The following is a 17,571-nucleotide window of genomic DNA, read 5'->3' on the forward strand; positions in this document are numbered from 1 at the left end:
GGTGTCTTAACCACTTGACCAACGGACCGTGAGCTTGTCAACTCTTTCTATTATACCTACTTTTAGATTCTTGTCAAGAACTTGAGATAAATTTTTCTTATTTTTTGTTTTTTACAAAGAAAAAAGCCCACTGTTGTAGGCTTCTTACAATATAAAATCTTATCTTAAAGCATCTTGTTGTAGAATTCAACGATAAGTGCTTCGTTGATTTCTGGGTTGATTTCATCACGTTCTGGCAAACGAGTCAATGAACCTTCCAATTTTTCAGCATCGAATGATACGAATGCTGGACGTCCAAGAGTAGCTTCAACTGCTTCAAGGATAGCTGGAACTTTCAATGATTTTTCGCGAACTGAGATTACTTGACCTGGAGTTACACGGTATGATGGGATATCAACACGTTTTCCATCAACAAGGATGTGACCGTGGTTTACGAATTGACGAGCTTGACGACGAGTAGTCGCAAGACCAAGACGGTAAACTACGTTATCCAAACGACGTTCCAAAAGAAGCATGAAGTTGAAACCAAGGATTCCGCCCTTGATTTTTGTAGCTTGTACGAACAAGTTACGGAATTGTTTTTCACCCACTCCGTAAGTGAAACGAAGTTTTTGTTTTTCAGCCAATTGCAAACCGTATTCTGACAATTTAGAACGGTTGTTTGGTCCGTGTTGTCCTGGTACGTAGTTACGACGTGCCAATTCTTTACCTGTACCTGTAAGTGAAAGGCCAAGGCGACGAGCTTGTTTCCAAGATGGTCCTGTATAACGTGACATGTGTATGTCCTCCTAATATAAATATAATTTCGGCGGAAATAGTCACTTAGAAAGCCCTGATTCGTGCAGATGCCCTTCGCCTAAACAGCCAAGGTTACTTGTTATAAGACACCTGTTGACGAGCTTCATGCTTTCCTGCTGCTATTTCACACAAAGGCTATTGTACCATTAATTTCTTATTTTGTAAAGAAGTTTTATTTTTTAATTTTTATCAAATGCTGCTAGATTATCTAAATATTGGTTATTGATTACTGCCATCATATAGCCATCAGCTTTCAATTGATCATCTGGACCAAACTGAACGTCTAGAGGAGCATTTTCATAGTCACGAAAACCAAGAATATTAAGATTGTATTGTCCTCGAAGATCAAGTTCACTTAGACTCTTACCTGCCCACGACCGTGGAATTTTCATCTCGACTATCGAGACATTTTTGTCCAACTGAAAAACATCAACGCTGTTATTAAATAAAATAGTCTGCGCCAACGAACGACCCATCTCATATTCTGGGGAAATGACTGAATCTGCGCCAATTTTTTCAAGGACTTTTTTTGCTGTATAGCTTTTAACCTTAGCAATAACAGTTGGTACTCCTAGACTCTTGCAATGCATGACTGCAAGCACACTAGATTCTAAATTTTCCCCAGTTGCCACCACAACTGTATCGCAGGTATCAATTCCTGCTGAGAGCAAGAGCTCTTCATCTGTTATATCTCCAACAACTCCACGTACCAAGACTGGTTCAAACTGATTGATTCGCTCCTCATGGTCGTCAATGGCGATTATATTTATATCATGCTGAGCGAGAGCAGTAAGTACACTACTCCCAAAAATTCCCAAACCTAAAATTCCAATTGTCCGATCTGACATAGTTTATCCTTTCTTATCCTATGGTAATATCTGCTTTCATATAGTGGATCATATCTTTCTTATCTGGTTGATACTCAGCCAAACTGACTAACAGTGTGAGTGGCCCAATTCGTCCGATAAACATCAATAGCATGACAATGCTAAGAGCTAATCTGCCTAACTCTGGTGTCAAATTTGCAGTTACTCCGACCGTAGCAAGGGCAGAAATTGTTTCGAACATGATGTAGATAAAGCGCGGATTCCCTTCTGCGGTCACCCCTAACAGGATCAAGCCCAGCAAGAAAGTTAGCAAGAAGATAATAAAGACACTGAATGATTTTTGGACTGTCCGAGGTAAAATTGTTCTCCGAGCTACATTGGCATGGGGTAATCCTAAAAGTTCACTGCGTGCAAAGACCAATAAGACAAAGAAGGTTGTAATTTTAAGCCCCCCGGCTGTTCCACCAGGCGCCCCACCGAGAAACATTTGTAAAATATAAATCATCAAAGTAACAGGCCGAGCCTGGGTGTAATCAATAGAAGCAAAACCTGCCGTTCTCATGCTAACTGTTTGGAAAAAACTGACTAGCAATTTATCAGGGATGCTGAGATTGCCAATCGTTCCCGGATTGTTCCACTCTATCAAGAGGGTTGAAACTGTTCCAGTAAATAAAATTCCTGCGGTCAAGAAGAGAACCAATTTGGTATGAAAGCGAAGCCGACGTTTTTTCTTGCTCAACTGCGTGGCCAGGTCAAACCAAACCATAAACCCTAGACCGCCTGTGATGATCAAAGCAGCAAGCACTAGATTAATCAAAGGATCAGTTTGAAAAGCTACTAAACTTGTACTTCCAATATTATCAAAACCAGCATTACAAAAAGCTGAAATAGCTACGAAAATAGAGGTGAAAATTCCTCGGCCCCAACCAAATTCCGGAACAAAACGAAAACTTAACAGGAAGGCTCCGAGTCCTTCAACGATAAAAGTCGTCAAGAAAATCGAACGTATGAAAACCATTAAAGACTGAGTTTCTCCATAACTAAAGCTCTCCAGGATTGTTTCACGGCTACGAAGACTTAGCTTTTGCTTACTTTGAATATAAAAGACCCCTATAAAGGTCATGAGACCCAAACCACCAATCTGGATCAAAAACATACAGATTAACTGACCCCAGATGTTATATGTAGTAGCTACTGGTTGAGTAAAGAGTCCTGTCACACAGACCATGGATACTGCTGTAAAGAGATGGTCGAAATAGGTTGCTTGGGAGCTTGTTGCTTGCACAAATGGCAGACTCAAAAGAAGAGAGCCTGCGAAAATAACCAAAGCAAAACTTAAAAAAATTCGACGAGCAGGTGATAAACGTCCCAAGGTCGTGTTTATTTTTTCCGAAAATGATTTGAATAACATAGTTACATTGTACCATAAAACAGTTAAAGCAGTCACATATGACTAACGATTTCAAGACAGAGTTCTAAGGCCTTGTCAAAAGCTTCTGAACCCCAATCGCGGCTATCATAATTTTCTAAATCCGCTAGAGAGTCGGCTGTAAATAGAAGTTGTCCCCAAACGACTCCTCGAAGCTGGGCAACTGCTGCAAGAGCTGCACACTCCATCTCCACAACTGCACAACCTTCTTCCTTACGATAGGCAACTTTTTCAGCTGTTTCTCGGTAAAAACCATCTGTCGACCAAGTCATGACCTCTTCATAAGGAATGCCTAGTTGTTCCAAGACTTGCTCAATGGCAGAGATAGCCTCAATCTGCATCTCCATATAACGAGAAGGCGCTACATAGTGGTAGCTGGTCCCCTCATCTCGCAGAGCGCGAACAGGGACGAGAAAGGCATTTTCCTCTATATCGGCTAGGACTCCACAAGTACCAGTGGAAATGATTTGCTCCACACCATAGCCAATCAACCAATCCATAAACTGGGCGGCCGGGGCAGAACCAACAGGAGCCTGAGCCAGACATAGTTCCTCACCCTTGTAACTCATGACATAAACAGGATAGGTTTTAGTGGCAGACACAAACTCCCCAACGCACTCCGCCCCTACTTCCTGAGCAAAGCGGTCAGTCTCCTCCTCCAAAAATGCATAGATGCACTTCTTTGGCAACTGTAAATCTAATCCTTCGTGATTTGGCATGATGACTGCCTGAGGATTATCATCAAACTCTAAAATAGGAATGGCATGTTTTTGAATCATAGAGTACCTCCTCTAAATTTGTACTATTATAACAAAAGCTAAACGAAAGTCAAGATGAGAGAAAAACTTATCTTAAGTATGAAACAACAATGAAATGCTTTTCCCGTCGTAATAAACTTGCTATAGCTTAGGAATTAGTTTATAATAGATTGAATTTGAAAAAGGGAGAAATCTTATGAAATTCTATTCATACGACTATGTTCTAAGCCAGATTAGTCAACAGAATTGGGTCATGATTATCGTATCAGCTTTACTGCTTATCGTGACTGGATTTTTTGCATTTAAAGCTTTCAAAGATAAAAAAGGGAGCAAGTTCCGTGAATTATCGCTCATTTCTATTTTGACCTTAATCGCATTCGTTTTGATAAGCATTACGAATCTTCAAAACAGTCAATCCAATGATAATCAATTCCGCTCTTCCCTAAACTTTATCGAAGTCGTTTCAAAAGAATTAGGTGTAGATAAAAAAGAGGTCTATGTCAATACCTCAGCAGTAACTGATGGAGCTATTATTAAGGTTGGCGAACATTTTTATCGTGCCATTAGCGGGACTGACCAAGATAGCTATTTATTAGAAAAAATGGAACTCTATAAATCAGATGTTGAACTCGTGGAGGTTGAAAAATGATAAGCTTTTTTGCTACAATTGCAATTAAATTGGCCTTGGGGCTTCTTTCTCTTGTTTTTGTTATTAACGTAACAGGTAAAGGAAATCTAGCACCAAGTTCTGCAGTGGACCAAATCCAGAACTTTGTTCTCGGGGGTATTATCGGTGGGGTTATCTACAATAGTTCTATTACCATCATCCAATACATTGTTATCCTCATTATTTGGACTATTCTCATTTTACTCCTTAAATGGTTGAATACCAATGTTTCCTTCATCAAACATCTGATTGACGGAAAACCAACTATTATCATCAAAAATGGTAAGTTAGATCCTGAAGCCTGTCGCTCAAAAGGTCTTGCGGCTGCAGATGTAGCTCTTAAATTGCGCGCTCAAGGAATTTTCCAACTGAAGGATGTCAAGAGAGCTGTGATTGAGCAAAATGGGCAGCTAATTGTTGTAAGAATGGGTGACGAGAATCCTAAATACCCAGTCATTACAGATGGTGTTGTCCAAGTTGAAATCCTAGAAACAATTGGCAAATCCGAGGAGTGGCTAACTGAGAAATTGAAAGAAGAAGGTTTCGAAGAAGTCTCAAATATCTTTATCGCCGAGTATGATAAAGGTCAATTAAATGTTGTAACCTATTAAAAAAATAAACTGATGCTTTTCGTATCAGTTTTTTGCTTTTTAGCATAAAAGGGTATATACTTAAATTAATATCTGATGTAATTCAGATAATACAAAAAATTAACGGAGGTATCCCCCATGTCAATCGAAGAAAAATTCAACCAAGCTAAAGGTTCTGTTAAAGAAGGTTTTGGTAAACTAACTGGCGATACAAAAACTCAAGCAGAAGGAGCTGCAGAAAAGGTAGCTTCAAAAGCTAAAGAAGTTGCTGAAGATGCAAAAGAAGCTGTCGAAGGTGCAGTATCTGGCGTAAAAAACATCTTTAAAAAAGACGGAGAATAATTCTTTTTCGTCCTAATAACATAAGAAAATCTCCCTTCTCTTTCGAGAAAGGAGATTTTCTTTTATGGTCGTCCACCAGGGCCTCCATTTCCTTGAGGTCCACCTCCACCAGGCATAGAATTGGCAATCTCAGTTTGTTTTTCACCATTGAGATAGATGTCTCCGCCTGTGTAAGTCGCTGTTCCATCAAAGTCAAAACCAGTTTGACCAGTCATTTTGATGGTTCCTCCCGTAACAGTAATGTTACCATTTGAGTCAATTGGATCCGTATCCCCTTGACCAACTTCAACCGTCAAGTTCCCACCATTCATAGTAAAGAAGATTTCACTTTGTTGGGCGTTTTTGTTGGCTGCATTGACACCATCATCTGTTGAGTAGATGGTGATGTCTCCACCGTTGATAGTGATTGACTTACCTTCAAGCCCTTCTGTAGAATTCTTAACGGTATAGGTACCACTATCAATCACCAAATCACCTGATGCGTGGATACCATCATCTCCAGCAGTAACAGTGATGGTATTGTCAGAGAGATACATGGTTCCTACAGATGTGTCCTCATCATTGTCGACCTTAACTCCGTCTTCCTTGGCATCGATAGCCATGGTTGTGCCGGTAATGTTGAGTTCATCATTGACATTAAAAGCGTCTCCGACTGCTGTGATGTTGTAGGTCCCACCCGTGATGTGAAGTGTATCGTTGGCCTTGATACCATTATTTTTCTTGCCGTCTACATTGAGAGTTCCCTTACCGTTGATAGTCAAGTCCACTTTAGAGAAGAGGGCTGCATCAGCTTTTTCATCACTATTAGAAGCTGAATCTGAGAGGCTATTGGTTGTGCCATCTGCTAGAGTTAGGTAAACATGACCAGCTGATGTAGCGGAAATAGCTGCATTGGTATTGGTCATGACCACACCCTTTAGAACAATATGTACATCATCAGTCTTTTCGGCTTCAATCTTGATTTGAACTCCGTCGGATTGACCAGATATGACATAGGTTCCTGCCTTAGAGATGGTAACGGTAGAGTCTGACACAGCAACTCCTTCACCAGAAACAGTTGCAGTAGATCCAGACAGCGTCACAGTTGATGCAGATTTTTCATCGTAGGAAGTATCGTAGTCCTTGTCTGTGAAATAGTTAGTTTTCTTAGCATCTGTAGTGGATGTCGTTTTCGTTGTCGCAGTATTGCTAGCTGTTGTATTTGAAGTTGACTGGGTACAAGCTGTTACTAGTGCTAGAGTTGCTATACTCGTTAATAAGAATGTCCATTTTTTTGCTTTCATGCTCGTTTCCTCGACTTTCATTTTACATGCTCTTAGTCTACGTGACTTTCCTAAAACAAGCCTAAACTTTTTCTAAAAGTTTTCTTAACCCCATCCGAACTTCATTAATAATCATTGCTTATGGTACAAAAAAGAACAGCATTTTGCTGTTCTTTTAGTTTTCTTTAACTGGAATTTCCTTGATAACTCGTGCTGGGTTGCCTGCCAGAACTACATTGTCACCAAAAGATTTGGTAATGACAGCTCCTGCTCCTGCAACAACGTTATCACCTAGTGTAACACCTGGAAGGACAATAACCCCACCACCTGCCCAGAAGTTCTTGCCAATCGTAATGGGTTTCCCAAATTCTAAACCTGAATTTCGTTCATCTGGATCCAGTGGATGAAGAGGTGTTAAAAATTGGCAGTTAGGACCAATCATAGCATTGTCGCCAATGGTAATAGGACAAACATCCAACATGGTCAGATTCCAATTGGAATAGAAATTTTCTCCCAAATGAATATTGACACCATAATCCACTACCAAACGAGTATTGACATAGAGATTTTCACCAGTCGAACCAAACCATCCTTTGATGATTTCCATACCTTTTATTGGATTGACTTCTTCATTAAAGGAAGCTTGCTTTTGTCTTGCTGTTTGTGCTAGAGCACGAAGTTCTGGATCGAACGGGTGATAGGGTTCTCCCGCAATCATTTTTTGGTATTCACTTTTCATATCTTGATATCCTTGTTTATTTTACAAGATTGTAGCATAGTTCTATCCTTAAAACAAGCAGCAAAGAGATAAAAAAACTAGTACATCTTTGGCTGTACTAGTTTTTAATTAGAAAGGTGACTTTCTCACTATTCTACAGAATTGATTAGTCTTCTTTCTTTTTACGAGCGATAAGTCCAAATCCACTCAAGACACCTACTAAACCAAGAGCAGCAAGGCTAGCATTATCCTTAGTACCTGTGTTTGGCAATTGAGGAGTATTTTCCTTAGCTGGAGCCGGTTTAACTGGAGCTTCTGGTTTTTCTGGAGTTACAACTTTCTTGTAGATGTGTTGGATATTTCCATTTGCATCTACAACAGTCTTCACAAACTCATATCCTGGAATATCTTTCTTAGGTTGTTCTCCATCCTCGGTTGGATATCCTGGAATTGGGTTTCCATTTTCGTCAACATGAGTTGTTGTGATCTTTTCGTAGACATGTACTGTATCACCGTTTGGCAATTTCTTAGTCTCAACGAAGCGGTAACCTGGGATTTCAGCTTTTGGTTGTTCACCATCTACTGTTGGGTAACCTGGGATAGGATTCCCATCTTTATCTACAAACGTAGTAACTGGTGTTACTGTTGGTGTGTATGTTGCAGAAGCTTTTGTTCCGTTCATATCTTCACGAACAACTGTAACTGATGGAGCTGTTCCTGTAAATTCAGGTTCTGGTTTGAAGGTTACTGTTCCGTCTGGTGCTACTGTGTAAGTACCAACACCTGGAATAGTCTTAGTTGTTGAACCATCGTCAAATGTTGCTGGAACGTCATCATTCATTGGAACACGGCTATCGCCTTCCTTGAATGTTGGTTTACCAGACTGTTCTTTACCTTTAGGTCCAATAGTTGTAACTGGTTCACCTGTTGGTGTTACTGGTGTTACTGTTGGTGTGTACTTAGCTGTTACTGGTGTACCATTCTTATCTACACGTTTAACAGTCACGCCTGTTCCTGTTCCTGTGAATGATTTTTCTGGTACGAAGGTTACAGTTCCGTCTGGTGCTACTGTGTATGTTCCTTCTCCTGGGATTACCTTAGTTGTTGAACCATCTTCGAAGGTTGCTGGAACATCGTCATCCATTGGTACGTCTGAGTTACCTGGTGTGAATGTTGGTTTGCCTGTTTGTGTTTGACCTTGAATATCTGTTGATGTTACTGGTTCTGCTGTTGGTTTGATAGGTGTCACGGTTGGTGTGTACTTAGCTGTTACTGGTGTACCGTTCTTATCTACACGTTTAACAGTCACGCCTGTTCCTGTTCCTGTGAATGATTTTTCTGGTACGAAGGTTACAGTTCCGTCTGGTGCTACTGTGTATGTTCCTTCTCCTGGGATAGTCTTAGTTGTTGAACCATCTTCGAAGGTTGCTGGAACATCATCATCCATTGGTACACTTGGATCACCTTCTGTAAACTTAGGTTTACCTGTTTGTGTCTTACCTTGGATATCTGTTGATGTAACATCTTCACCCGTTGGAACTACTGGAGTAATCTTAGGTGTGTAAGTTGTTTCTACAGCAGTACCGTTAGCGTCTTTAGCTTGAACCTTAACTGGAACGACATCACCTGAGTATGACTTGTCAGTCGGAGTGAAGGTTACAACACCTGTTTTCTTGTCAACTGTGAAGGTACCGATAACCTTGCCTTCTGGTGATTTAGCATCTACTGATGCAGCTGGTTGACCATTTTCGTCAAGAAGAGTGATGGTATCCTTGTCGATTGGTGCAACTGGGTCACCTTCTGTGAAGGTAACAGTACCAGTTTGAACCACACCTTGAGGTGCAACTGATTCAGCTGGTGTTGCTGTTGGTGTTACTGGCGTTACTGTTGGTGTGTATTTAGCTGTTACTGGGGTACCGTTCTTATCGACACGTTTAACAGTCACACCTGTTCCTGTTCCTGTGAATGATTTTTCTGGTACGAAGGTTACAGTTCCGTCTGGTGCTACTGTGTATGTTCCTTCACCTGGGATAGTCTTAGTTGTTGATCCATCTTCAAATGTTGCTGGGACATCATCATCCATTGGTACGTCTGAGTTACCTGGTGTGAATGTTGGTTTGCCTGTTTGTGTTTGACCTTGTTTGTCAGTTGAAGTAGCATCTTCAGCTGTTGGTGTTACTGGTGTTACAGTTGGTGTATATGTTGCAGAAGCTTTTGTTCCGTTCATATCTTCACGAACAACTGTCACTGATGGAGCTTTACCAACAAATGATTTTTCTGGTACAAATGTAACAGTGCCGTCAGGTGCCACTGTGTAAGTACCAACACCTTCAACAGTCTTAGTTGTAGATCCATCTTCAAATGTTGCTGGAACATCTTCGTTGATTGGAACAGTTTTTTCTACTCCATCAACTGTAACAGTTCCACCCTTGAATTCAGGCTTACCTTTTTGAGTTGCGCCTTGGATGTCTGTTGTTTCAGCTGGTGTTGCAGTTGGTGTTACTGGAACAATCTCAGGTGTGTAAGTTGTATCAACCTTGATTCCGTTTGAGCTTTCAGCTTGAACCTTAACAGGCGTTACTTTACCTGTGTAAGACTTATCAGTTGGTGTGAATGTTACAGTACCAGTTGCTGGGTCGATTGTGAATGTACCGATTGGTGTTGTTCCATCTTCAGCATAAGCTGGTGTAGTTGAAACTTCGTTACCATCTTTATCTAGCAATGTGTAGCTATTGTCTTTAATGGTAATAGCTTTATCTTCACCATTTACTTGAACAGTTGTTCCTGCAAAGGTTGGTGTACCGGTTTGAGTCGCACCTTGGATATCTTTTGAAGTTGCAGGGCTTGCAGTTGGAACTGCTGGCACAACCGTTGGTGTGTAGGTCGCATCTGAAGTAATGGTTGCAGTCTTACCATTAGCATTTGTAATAGTTGCAGTTGCTTGAACCTTAACGCCTTTAGCTGTTCCGACAAAGTCTGGTTCTGGAGTGAAAGTTACCGCTCCTGTAGTAGGATCAATAGTGTAAGTTCCTTCTCCTGGAACTGTCACAGTAGTTTCATCAGTAGGTTGACCAGTTGCTGGATCTACCAATTTCTTACTTGTGATTTTCGCAGTCTTATCGTTGCTCAACTCAAATGTAGGAGTTTGAGTTTGTGGAACGTTTTGGACGTCCTCAGACACTTTATCTGTTGGTGTGATTGTAACTGGAGTTACAGTTGGTGTGTACTTAGCCGTAGCAGTCTTGAGGTATTCATCACGAACTGTTCCATCTTTATCTCTTCCGACAGGTGCAGTCAATGATACAGTAATACCTTTTGCAGTACCAGTAAATCCTGGTTCTGGAACAAAGGTAACTTCTCCTGTAGCATCATCGATTGAGTATGTTCCTTCGCCTGCTACTGTTACAGACGCTGCATTGGTTACTTGACCAGTTGCTGGATCCACCAATTTAGCAGGATACTCCAAGCTTGGAGTGACAGCAATCTTTTCACCATTAGCATTTGTAAGAGTTGTGTTAAAAGTTGGTGTACCTGTTTGAGTTGCTCCTTGGACATCAGTTGAAGTCTTATCAACACCTTCAATTTCACTTGGAGTTACTGTTGGGATGTAAAGACCATCCATTGTTTTTAATACTGTATCAACGTTGGCTTCCTTATCTGGGAATTTAGTTGACCAACCAGTATCGTAGCCATTACTATCTGTACGACGGATTGAAATTCCATCAGCTGTTCCAAGGAAGTGATCTTCTGGGATGAATTCCACATCTACGTCTTTACCATTTGCGGTAATCTTATATTTACCTTGACCTGGTACGACATAGTAGCCTTCAGCATCCAAAGTAGCCTTGTTCCCATTTGCATCGACAATGTATGGTGCTACTGTTTCATCAATTTTTGCTGATTCAGTTAAGCTATAGCCTTGCAAACCTCGAGCAGTAAAGGCTACAGTTGCAGTTTGCTTCGCCCCTTGAAGACCACTTGTTTCTTTGAATTCTCCTTTTGGTGGGTGGGTGATTTGAGTCTTGAAGTCCTCAACCTCCCCTGAAAAGGCCATTCCTGTCGGACTCTCAATTTGAGCAGCATCCTTAGCAATTCGTAACCGTACTCCTAGTTCGTTGACACTAGGATCGATATAGGTTTTGCTCTTGGTGAATCTTAGGGTAACGGCTCCATCCTTAGTAATGGTTGCTAAATCAGAGCGTTCGTCTTCATCAAAGGTACCGTTTTGGTTAAAGTCAACCCAACCATAAATATTGGCTTGAGGCGCCCCGTCTGTATGAGCTTCAACAGTAATCGTATAATTCCCTGGTTTTGTACGATCCATCTTGATCAACTCATTGGTTTTTCCTTTGAGGTCATTCGGAAGCAATTGGTCGATGCCTTCATCAGCCGTTGTCGCTTTATCGTCACCAGTCCAATCAAGGGTATTGTTTTCATCCATATCAGGACTCAAGTGGCCGAGATAAGGTTGGTTTACTTTCTTACCGGTAATCCCATCCACAGTTGCAATTGAATGAACTGCCTTACCGTATGATTCAGGCGCATCTCCTTCATCAAGTGGGAAGAAACCAAGCATTGCTGATTGTTTACCTGAAGATGCGATATATAATCCAATTTCAGAAGCCCCCTTTGTCATAACAAGGGGAACAGCAAATTTACTAGCTGATACGTTTGGACCAAAGACACCCGTTCCAAGTCCAGCAGTTGTTAAATCAGCACTTTGAAAATACTTCCAGGCAACTGCTTTTTTGTCTGGTCCCGCTTGCGTGGAATCACGAAGTTGTTGTGTATTCCAATTTCGAATTTCAATTCCTTCAACCGGAACTGGTTTAAAATAACTAAAATTATTCGCTGGGTCAAAATAATAAGTAAGATCTTGTGGGGCATAAGTTCTAGTTGACTTATCACCATTCTTATACCATTCACCAATGTGTTGCCATCCTTCTCCGTTGGTGGTGAACATAACCACCTCACCTGGGTTAGCGGACTCGCCATCTGCCATGACAACGGCTGGTCTGACTACTTTCCCGCGGAAAGTAGCGGAGACTTCAAACTGAACCCCAATATTACCGCCGTTCAAGTCGGAACTGATAGTTGTTTTTTTAGTACCAGTATTGATGCCTTCTGTTCGTACTTCTGTCCAGCGATTTTGAGCTTCAGCAATAACTTTGGCTTCCTCACCAGCAGCAAATGCAGCTTTGGTAGTCCTATCAGAACTCCCACTCACATAACCATTTCTAGCATTTGGATCATAGGTAGCTTTTTCAGCTTCTGTTGCTCCTCGTTCTTCAAGGCGTTTTTTGTATATTTCTGTCGCTTGGAAGGGTTTCAAAGACTTGACTTTGATGGTAACCACATAGCCCGGCATAATTTCCTTGGTGTAGGTCGCGCCGACTTGAAGTGCAAGTTTGCCATCTGACGTTGTCGTTGTACCTGTCCAGTTAGCAGTATCCCCAAAGTCCAACCAAGAGATTTGACTAGCAAGGTCTGCGGCTTTTACATTTGTTGTAAAGCCTGGTTTTTCAACTTTCGGTGTAGAAGTTGCGTCTTCAACGTCTGCACCAATTCCAGTAGCTGTTGCAGTATCTGCACGGAAGGCAGTATTCTTATCAATCTCTTTACCATTACGAGGGTCGTTTTTCCCTGTATTTGCGATTGCGTTAGTACCTTCAGCTGGCTTTGTGTTTTCTGCAGGTTTTCCAGTTGTTGCTTCTGTCTTATCAGCAGTTGCTACTTTTTCTTCGGCTACAACTTTTTCTTTGTTTTTAAGTTTAGCATTGACAGTTGTTACAAGTGATTGATAAGCTGCATCCAACTCAGCTTGACTTGTAGCAGAAGTAAGTGCATTTTTAGCGTTCGCAAGACTAGCTTTAAGAACCTCTACACTCTCGTCTGTCTTGTTACTGTATTTACCATTTGCCACGTTTGCTTCAATTTCAGCAACGTAAGTTGCCAATTTGTCCCTATTAAGCTCAGGTTTTACTTCAGTAGAAACTGCAGGCGCTGCTTCTGCTTGATACGTTACTTCTTTAGCAGGTGCTGCTTCTGCTGCTTCTGTAGTTACAGGAGCCTCTGTTTTGTCTGCTTCTGTTGTAGTTGCAACTCCATCAACTTGTTTTTCTTGTGTTACTTCATCAGCTCCAACACCTGTAGCCGTTCCGAGCATCACTAACGTTCCGAGTAAGACCGAGCAAACTCCTACATGAAGCTTACGGATCGAGAATCGACTAATTCGGTCGTTAAACAGATCATTTTTCATGATTTACCTCCAATACCCTTTAGGGAGTGTATATATTGTTATATTTTATGCATTGTTTTTCAAAACCTCTAAACATGCAACGTCTTATTTTAGCACTATTGTACTTAAAAACCAAGCATTATGCTCATCATTTCGAGACATAAAATTAGGTTAACTTAATTTCAATTTATTGCCATTTTTCAGAAAATTTGCATATAATTTTCAGGGCCTAAACATGCCAAAAGAGGGGAAAGCCCCTCTTTTAACTAAATAAGACTATTCACTTGTTTCCACAGTCTCTACTTGGACATCCACTTGCTCTTCCTCTTGTGAATCTGCAAGGAGGGATTCTTCGTTGACTGCTTGTGGTTCAAGGTTACGGTAACGTGCCATACCTGTACCAGCTGGGATAATCTTACCGATGATAACATTTTCCTTGAGACCAAGGAGATGGTCTTTCTTACCACGGATAGCTGCGTCTGTAAGGACACGAGTTGTTTCCTGGAAGGAAGCAGCTGACAAGAAACTATTTGTTTCAAGTGAGGCTTTGGTAATTCCCATAAGGACTGGGCGACCAGTTGCTGGAACACCACCTGCGATAAGAACATCTTTGTTGGCATCTGTAAAGTCGTTGATATCCATGAGAGTACCCATGAGAAGGTCTGTATCCCCTGGATCCATGACACGAACTTTGCGGATCATTTGACGAACCATTACCTCGATGTGTTTGTCACCGATTTCTACCCCTTGGCTACGGTATACTTTTTGTACTTCACCGAGGAGGTAAGTTTCAACTGACAAGACATCACGTACAGCAAGGAGACGTTTTGGTTGGATAGAACCTTCTGTCAATGCTGCACCACGAGAGATTTGATCTCCAACTTGGACACGCATACGTGCTGTGAATGGTACCACGTATTCGCCTTCGCCAGTTTCACCTTTAACGAAGACTTTCTTAGTACGAGTTGAAGCATCTTCTTCGATTGCTGTAACTTCCCCTTTGACTTCTGTGATGACCGCTTCACCTTTAGGATTGCGGGCTTCAAAGATTTCTTGGACACGAGGAAGACCCTGAGTGATATCGGTATTTGAGGCAACCCCACCCGTGTGGAAGGTACGCATTGTAAGCTGTGTACCAGGTTCCCCGATAGATTGGGCAGCGATTGTACCAACTGCTTCACCGACTTCAACCGCATCACCAGTCGCCAAGTTGATACCGTAACAGTGACGGCAGACACCATGACGAGTGTTACATGTAAATACTGAGCGGATGGTTACTTCTTCAACACCGGCATTAACGATTTCACGCGCCTTGTCTTCTGTGATCAATTCATTTGGACCAATGATAACTGCACCAGTTTCTGGGTGTTTAACAGTTTTCTTAGTGTAACGACCATTGAGACGTTCTTCAAGAGACTCAATCATCTCTTTACCTTCAGTAATAGAACGGATTAAGAGACCACGGTCAGTTCCACAGTCATCCTCACGAATGATAACGTCTTGGGCAACGTCAACCAAACGACGAGTCAAGTAACCTGAGTCGGCTGTCTTAAGGGCCGTATCAGTCATACCTTTACGGGCACCGTGAGTTGAGAAGAACATCTCAAGTACTGACAAACCTTCGCGGAAGTTTGAAAGGATTGGCAATTCCATGATACGTCCGTTCGGAGCAGCCATCAGACCACGCATACCGGCAAGCTGTGAGAAGTTTGAGATGTTACCACGGGCTCCAGAGTCCATCATCATAACGATTGGGTTCTTAGGATCTTGGTTGGCAACCAAACGTTTCTCGAGTTTTTCACGGGCAGCACGCCATTCAGCTGTAACAGCATTGTAGCGTTCGTCATCTGTGATCATACCACGACGGAATTGTTTTGTGATTTGTTCTACACGTTTGTGTGATTCTTCGATGATTTCAGCCTTGTCTTCAACGACTGGAATATCAGCAATACCCACTGTCAAACCTGCAAGAGTTGAATGGTGGTAGCCAAGGTTCTTCATACGGTCAAGTAGGGCAGATGTTTCTGTCGTACGGAAACGTTTGAAGATTTCAGCGATGATATTTCCAAGGTTTTTCTTCTTGAATGGCGGGTTGAGTTCAAGTCCTTCAATAGCTTCCTTGATATTTCCACCTAATGGCAAGAAGTACTTAGCCGGAACACCTTCTGTCAAGTTAGCGTTTGTTGGCTCTTGCAAGTAAGGTAGTCCTTCTGGCATGATATCGTTGAAGAGGATTTTACCAACAGTTGTAAGCAAGATTTTGTGTTTTTGCTCTTCTGTCCATGGTTTGTTAAGGCTATCTGTTGCGATACCAACACGTGAGTGGAGGTGAACATAACCATTGCGGTAAGCCATGACAGCTTCGTCACGATCCTTGAAGACCATACCTTCGCCTTCACGACCAGCTTCTTCCATAGTCAAGTAGTAGTTACCCAAAACCATGTCCTGAGATGGAGTAACAACTGGTTTACCATCTTTAGGGTTCAAGATATGCTCAGCAGCAAGCATCAAGATACGAGCTTCTGCTTGGGCTTCTTCTGAAAGTGGTACGTGGATGGCCATTTGGTCACCGTCAAAGTCGGCATTGTAGGCTTCACAGACAAGCGGGTGCAAGCGAAGGGCTTTACCGTCAATCAAGACAGGTTCAAAGGCTTGGATACCCAAACGGTGAAGGGTAGGTGCGCGGTTCAAAAGTACTGGGTGTTCTTTGATAACTTCTTCGAGGATATCCCAGATACGTTCATCTCCACGCTCTACCAAGCGTTTAGCCGCTTTAACGTTTTGAACGATATCGCGCGCAACGATTTCACGCATAACGAATGGTTTAAAGAGCTCGATTGCCATTTCACGTGGCACACCACATTGGTACATCTTAAGAGTTGGACCAACGGCAATAACGGAACGTCCTGAGAAGTCAACACGTTTACCGAGCAAGTTTTGACGGAAGCGTCCTTGTTTCCCTTTGAGCATGTGGCTCAATGATTTAAGTGGACGGCTACCTGGACCTGTGATCGGACGACCACGACGACCATTGTCAATCAAAGCGTCAACCGCTTCTTGAAGCATACGCTTCTCATTTTGAACGATGATACCTGGTGCGTTCAACTCAAGCAAACGAGCCAAACGATTGTTACGGTTGATAACACGACGGTAAAGGTCGTTCAAGTCAGATGAGGCAAAACGGCCACCATCCAACTGCAACATTGGACGAAGGTCTGGTGGAATAACTGGAAGGATGTTAAGAACCATCCATTCAGGCTTGTTTCCAGACTTGTGGAAAGCATCCAAAACATCTAAACGACGGATAGCTTTCACACGTTTTTGTCCAGTAGCTGTTTTCAACTCTTCTTTGAGTTCAGCAATTTCTTTTTCAAGATCTACTTGTTTCAAGAGGTCTTGGATAGCTTCGGCACCCATTTTGGCAACGAATGAACCATGACCAAACTCACGCAAGCGTTCACGGTATTCACGCTCTGTCATGATAGATTTGTGCTCAAGTGGTGTATCTTTTGGATCAATCACCACGTAAGCAGCAAAGTAGATAACTTCCTCGAGGGCACGAGGACTCATGTCAAGGGTCAAGCCCATACGGCTTGGAATCCCCTTGAAATACCAGATATGAGATACAGGAGCTTTTAACTCGATGTGTCCCATACGTTCACGACGAACTTTTGTACGCGTTACTTCAACACCACAACGGTCACAAACAATCCCTCTGTAACGAATGCGTTTGTATTTACCACAAGCACATTCCCAGTCTTTTGTAGGACCAAAGATCACTTCGTCAAAGAGTCCTTCACGTTCTGGTTTCAACGTACGGTAATTGATTGTTTCAGGTTTTTTGACTTCTCCATAAGACCATGAACGGACTTTACTTGGAGAAGCTAGTGTGATTTGCATACTTTTAAAACGATTTACATCAACCACTATTTCTTCCCTTTC

The 17,571-nt window shown here is 42.0% G+C and carries 11 protein-coding genes; 3 read left to right on the top strand and 8 right to left on the bottom strand.

What is annotated here, in order from left to right:
• Window positions 1-164: 164 nt before the first annotated feature.
• The 4 genes from rpsD to I1J71_RS05695 form a co-directional block, all read right to left on the bottom strand.
• Window positions 165-776, bottom strand: a complete 612-nt coding sequence (rpsD, locus tag I1J71_RS05680) for a 30S ribosomal protein S4 (protein WP_004253981.1) — start codon at window positions 774-776, stop codon at window positions 165-167.
• Window positions 777-977: 201 nt separating this feature from the next.
• Window positions 978-1,646, bottom strand: a complete 669-nt coding sequence (locus I1J71_RS05685) for a potassium channel family protein (RefSeq protein ID WP_195184043.1) — start codon at window positions 1,644-1,646, stop codon at window positions 978-980.
• A 13-nt stretch (window positions 1,647-1,659) separates the two neighbouring features.
• On the bottom strand, window positions 1,660-3,036 hold the full coding sequence (locus tag I1J71_RS05690; protein ID WP_195184044.1) for a TrkH family potassium uptake protein: 1,377 nt from the start codon (window positions 3,034-3,036) through the stop codon (window positions 1,660-1,662).
• 32 nt (window positions 3,037-3,068) lie between these two features.
• The gene (locus I1J71_RS05695) at window positions 3,069-3,833 is read right to left on the bottom strand and encodes a nucleoside phosphorylase (RefSeq protein ID WP_195184045.1); all 765 of its coding nucleotides are present in this window, start codon (window positions 3,831-3,833) and stop codon (window positions 3,069-3,071) included.
• Window positions 3,834-4,008: 175 nt separating this feature from the next.
• Between I1J71_RS05695 and I1J71_RS05700 the strand changes: the two genes are divergently transcribed.
• The 3 genes from I1J71_RS05700 to I1J71_RS05710 all read left to right on the top strand — a co-directional run bounded on the left by I1J71_RS05700 (window position 4,009) and on the right by I1J71_RS05710 (window position 5,411).
• Window positions 4,009-4,461, top strand: a complete 453-nt coding sequence (locus tag I1J71_RS05700) for a DUF3290 family protein (RefSeq protein ID WP_049508129.1) — start codon at window positions 4,009-4,011, stop codon at window positions 4,459-4,461.
• Window positions 4,458-5,090 (top strand): DUF421 domain-containing protein, encoded by a 633-nt coding sequence (locus tag I1J71_RS05705; RefSeq protein WP_195184046.1) that lies wholly within the window; start codon window positions 4,458-4,460, stop codon window positions 5,088-5,090. Before I1J71_RS05700 ends, I1J71_RS05705 begins: the two co-directional genes overlap by 4 nt.
• A 117-nt stretch (window positions 5,091-5,207) precedes the next feature.
• A complete protein-coding gene (locus I1J71_RS05710) occupies window positions 5,208-5,411 on the top strand; it encodes a CsbD family protein (protein WP_000020982.1) in 204 nt (67 codons plus the stop codon).
• A 62-nt stretch (window positions 5,412-5,473) separates the two neighbouring features.
• Here the strand turns inward: I1J71_RS05710 and I1J71_RS05715 are convergent, their stop codons facing one another.
• The 4 genes from I1J71_RS05715 to rpoC all read right to left on the bottom strand — a co-directional run bounded on the left by I1J71_RS05715 (window position 5,474) and on the right by rpoC (window position 17,556).
• Window positions 5,474-6,694 (bottom strand): carbohydrate-binding domain-containing protein, encoded by a 1,221-nt coding sequence (locus I1J71_RS05715; protein ID WP_195184047.1) that lies wholly within the window; start codon window positions 6,692-6,694, stop codon window positions 5,474-5,476.
• 154 nt (window positions 6,695-6,848) lie between these two features.
• Entirely contained in the window at window positions 6,849-7,412 is a 564-nt protein-coding gene (locus I1J71_RS05720; protein ID WP_195184048.1) for a sugar O-acetyltransferase, read from the bottom strand.
• A 145-nt stretch (window positions 7,413-7,557) separates the two neighbouring features.
• Entirely contained in the window at window positions 7,558-13,650 is a 6,093-nt protein-coding gene (locus I1J71_RS05725) for a CshA/CshB family fibrillar adhesin-related protein (RefSeq protein ID WP_195184049.1), read from the bottom strand.
• Between the two features lie 255 nt (window positions 13,651-13,905).
• Window positions 13,906-17,556, bottom strand: a complete 3,651-nt coding sequence (gene rpoC / locus I1J71_RS05730) for a DNA-directed RNA polymerase subunit beta' (protein ID WP_195184050.1) — start codon at window positions 17,554-17,556, stop codon at window positions 13,906-13,908.
• Between the last annotated feature and the right edge of the window lie 15 nt (window positions 17,557-17,571).

It is taken from the genome of Streptococcus infantis (genome assembly GCF_015546995.1).
Lineage (GTDB): Bacteria > Bacillota > Bacilli > Lactobacillales > Streptococcaceae > Streptococcus > Streptococcus infantis_J.

Excerpts from the sequence above, each read along its gene's own strand:
- I1J71_RS05715 (WP_195184047.1), bottom strand. The coding sequence starts at position 6,694 with ATGAAAGCAAAAAAATGGACATTCTTATTAACGAGTATAGCAACTCTA.
- I1J71_RS05690 (WP_195184044.1), bottom strand. The coding sequence starts at position 3,036 with ATGTTATTCAAATCATTTTCGGAAAAAATAAACACGACCTTGGGACGT.
- I1J71_RS05695 (WP_195184045.1), bottom strand. The coding sequence starts at position 3,833 with ATGATTCAAAAACATGCCATTCCTATTTTAGAGTTTGATGATAATCCT.
- I1J71_RS05710 (WP_000020982.1), top strand. The coding sequence starts at position 5,208 with ATGTCAATCGAAGAAAAATTCAACCAAGCTAAAGGTTCTGTTAAAGAA.
- I1J71_RS05720 (WP_195184048.1), bottom strand. The coding sequence starts at position 7,412 with ATGAAAAGTGAATACCAAAAAATGATTGCGGGAGAACCCTATCACCCG.
- I1J71_RS05725 (WP_195184049.1), bottom strand. The coding sequence starts at position 13,650 with ATGAAAAATGATCTGTTTAACGACCGAATTAGTCGATTCTCGATCCGT.
- I1J71_RS05705 (WP_195184046.1), top strand. The coding sequence starts at position 4,458 with ATGATAAGCTTTTTTGCTACAATTGCAATTAAATTGGCCTTGGGGCTT.
- I1J71_RS05700 (WP_049508129.1), top strand. The coding sequence starts at position 4,009 with ATGAAATTCTATTCATACGACTATGTTCTAAGCCAGATTAGTCAACAG.
- I1J71_RS05685 (WP_195184043.1), bottom strand. The coding sequence starts at position 1,646 with ATGTCAGATCGGACAATTGGAATTTTAGGTTTGGGAATTTTTGGGAGT.
- rpsD (WP_004253981.1), bottom strand. The coding sequence starts at position 776 with ATGTCACGTTATACAGGACCATCTTGGAAACAAGCTCGTCGCCTTGGC.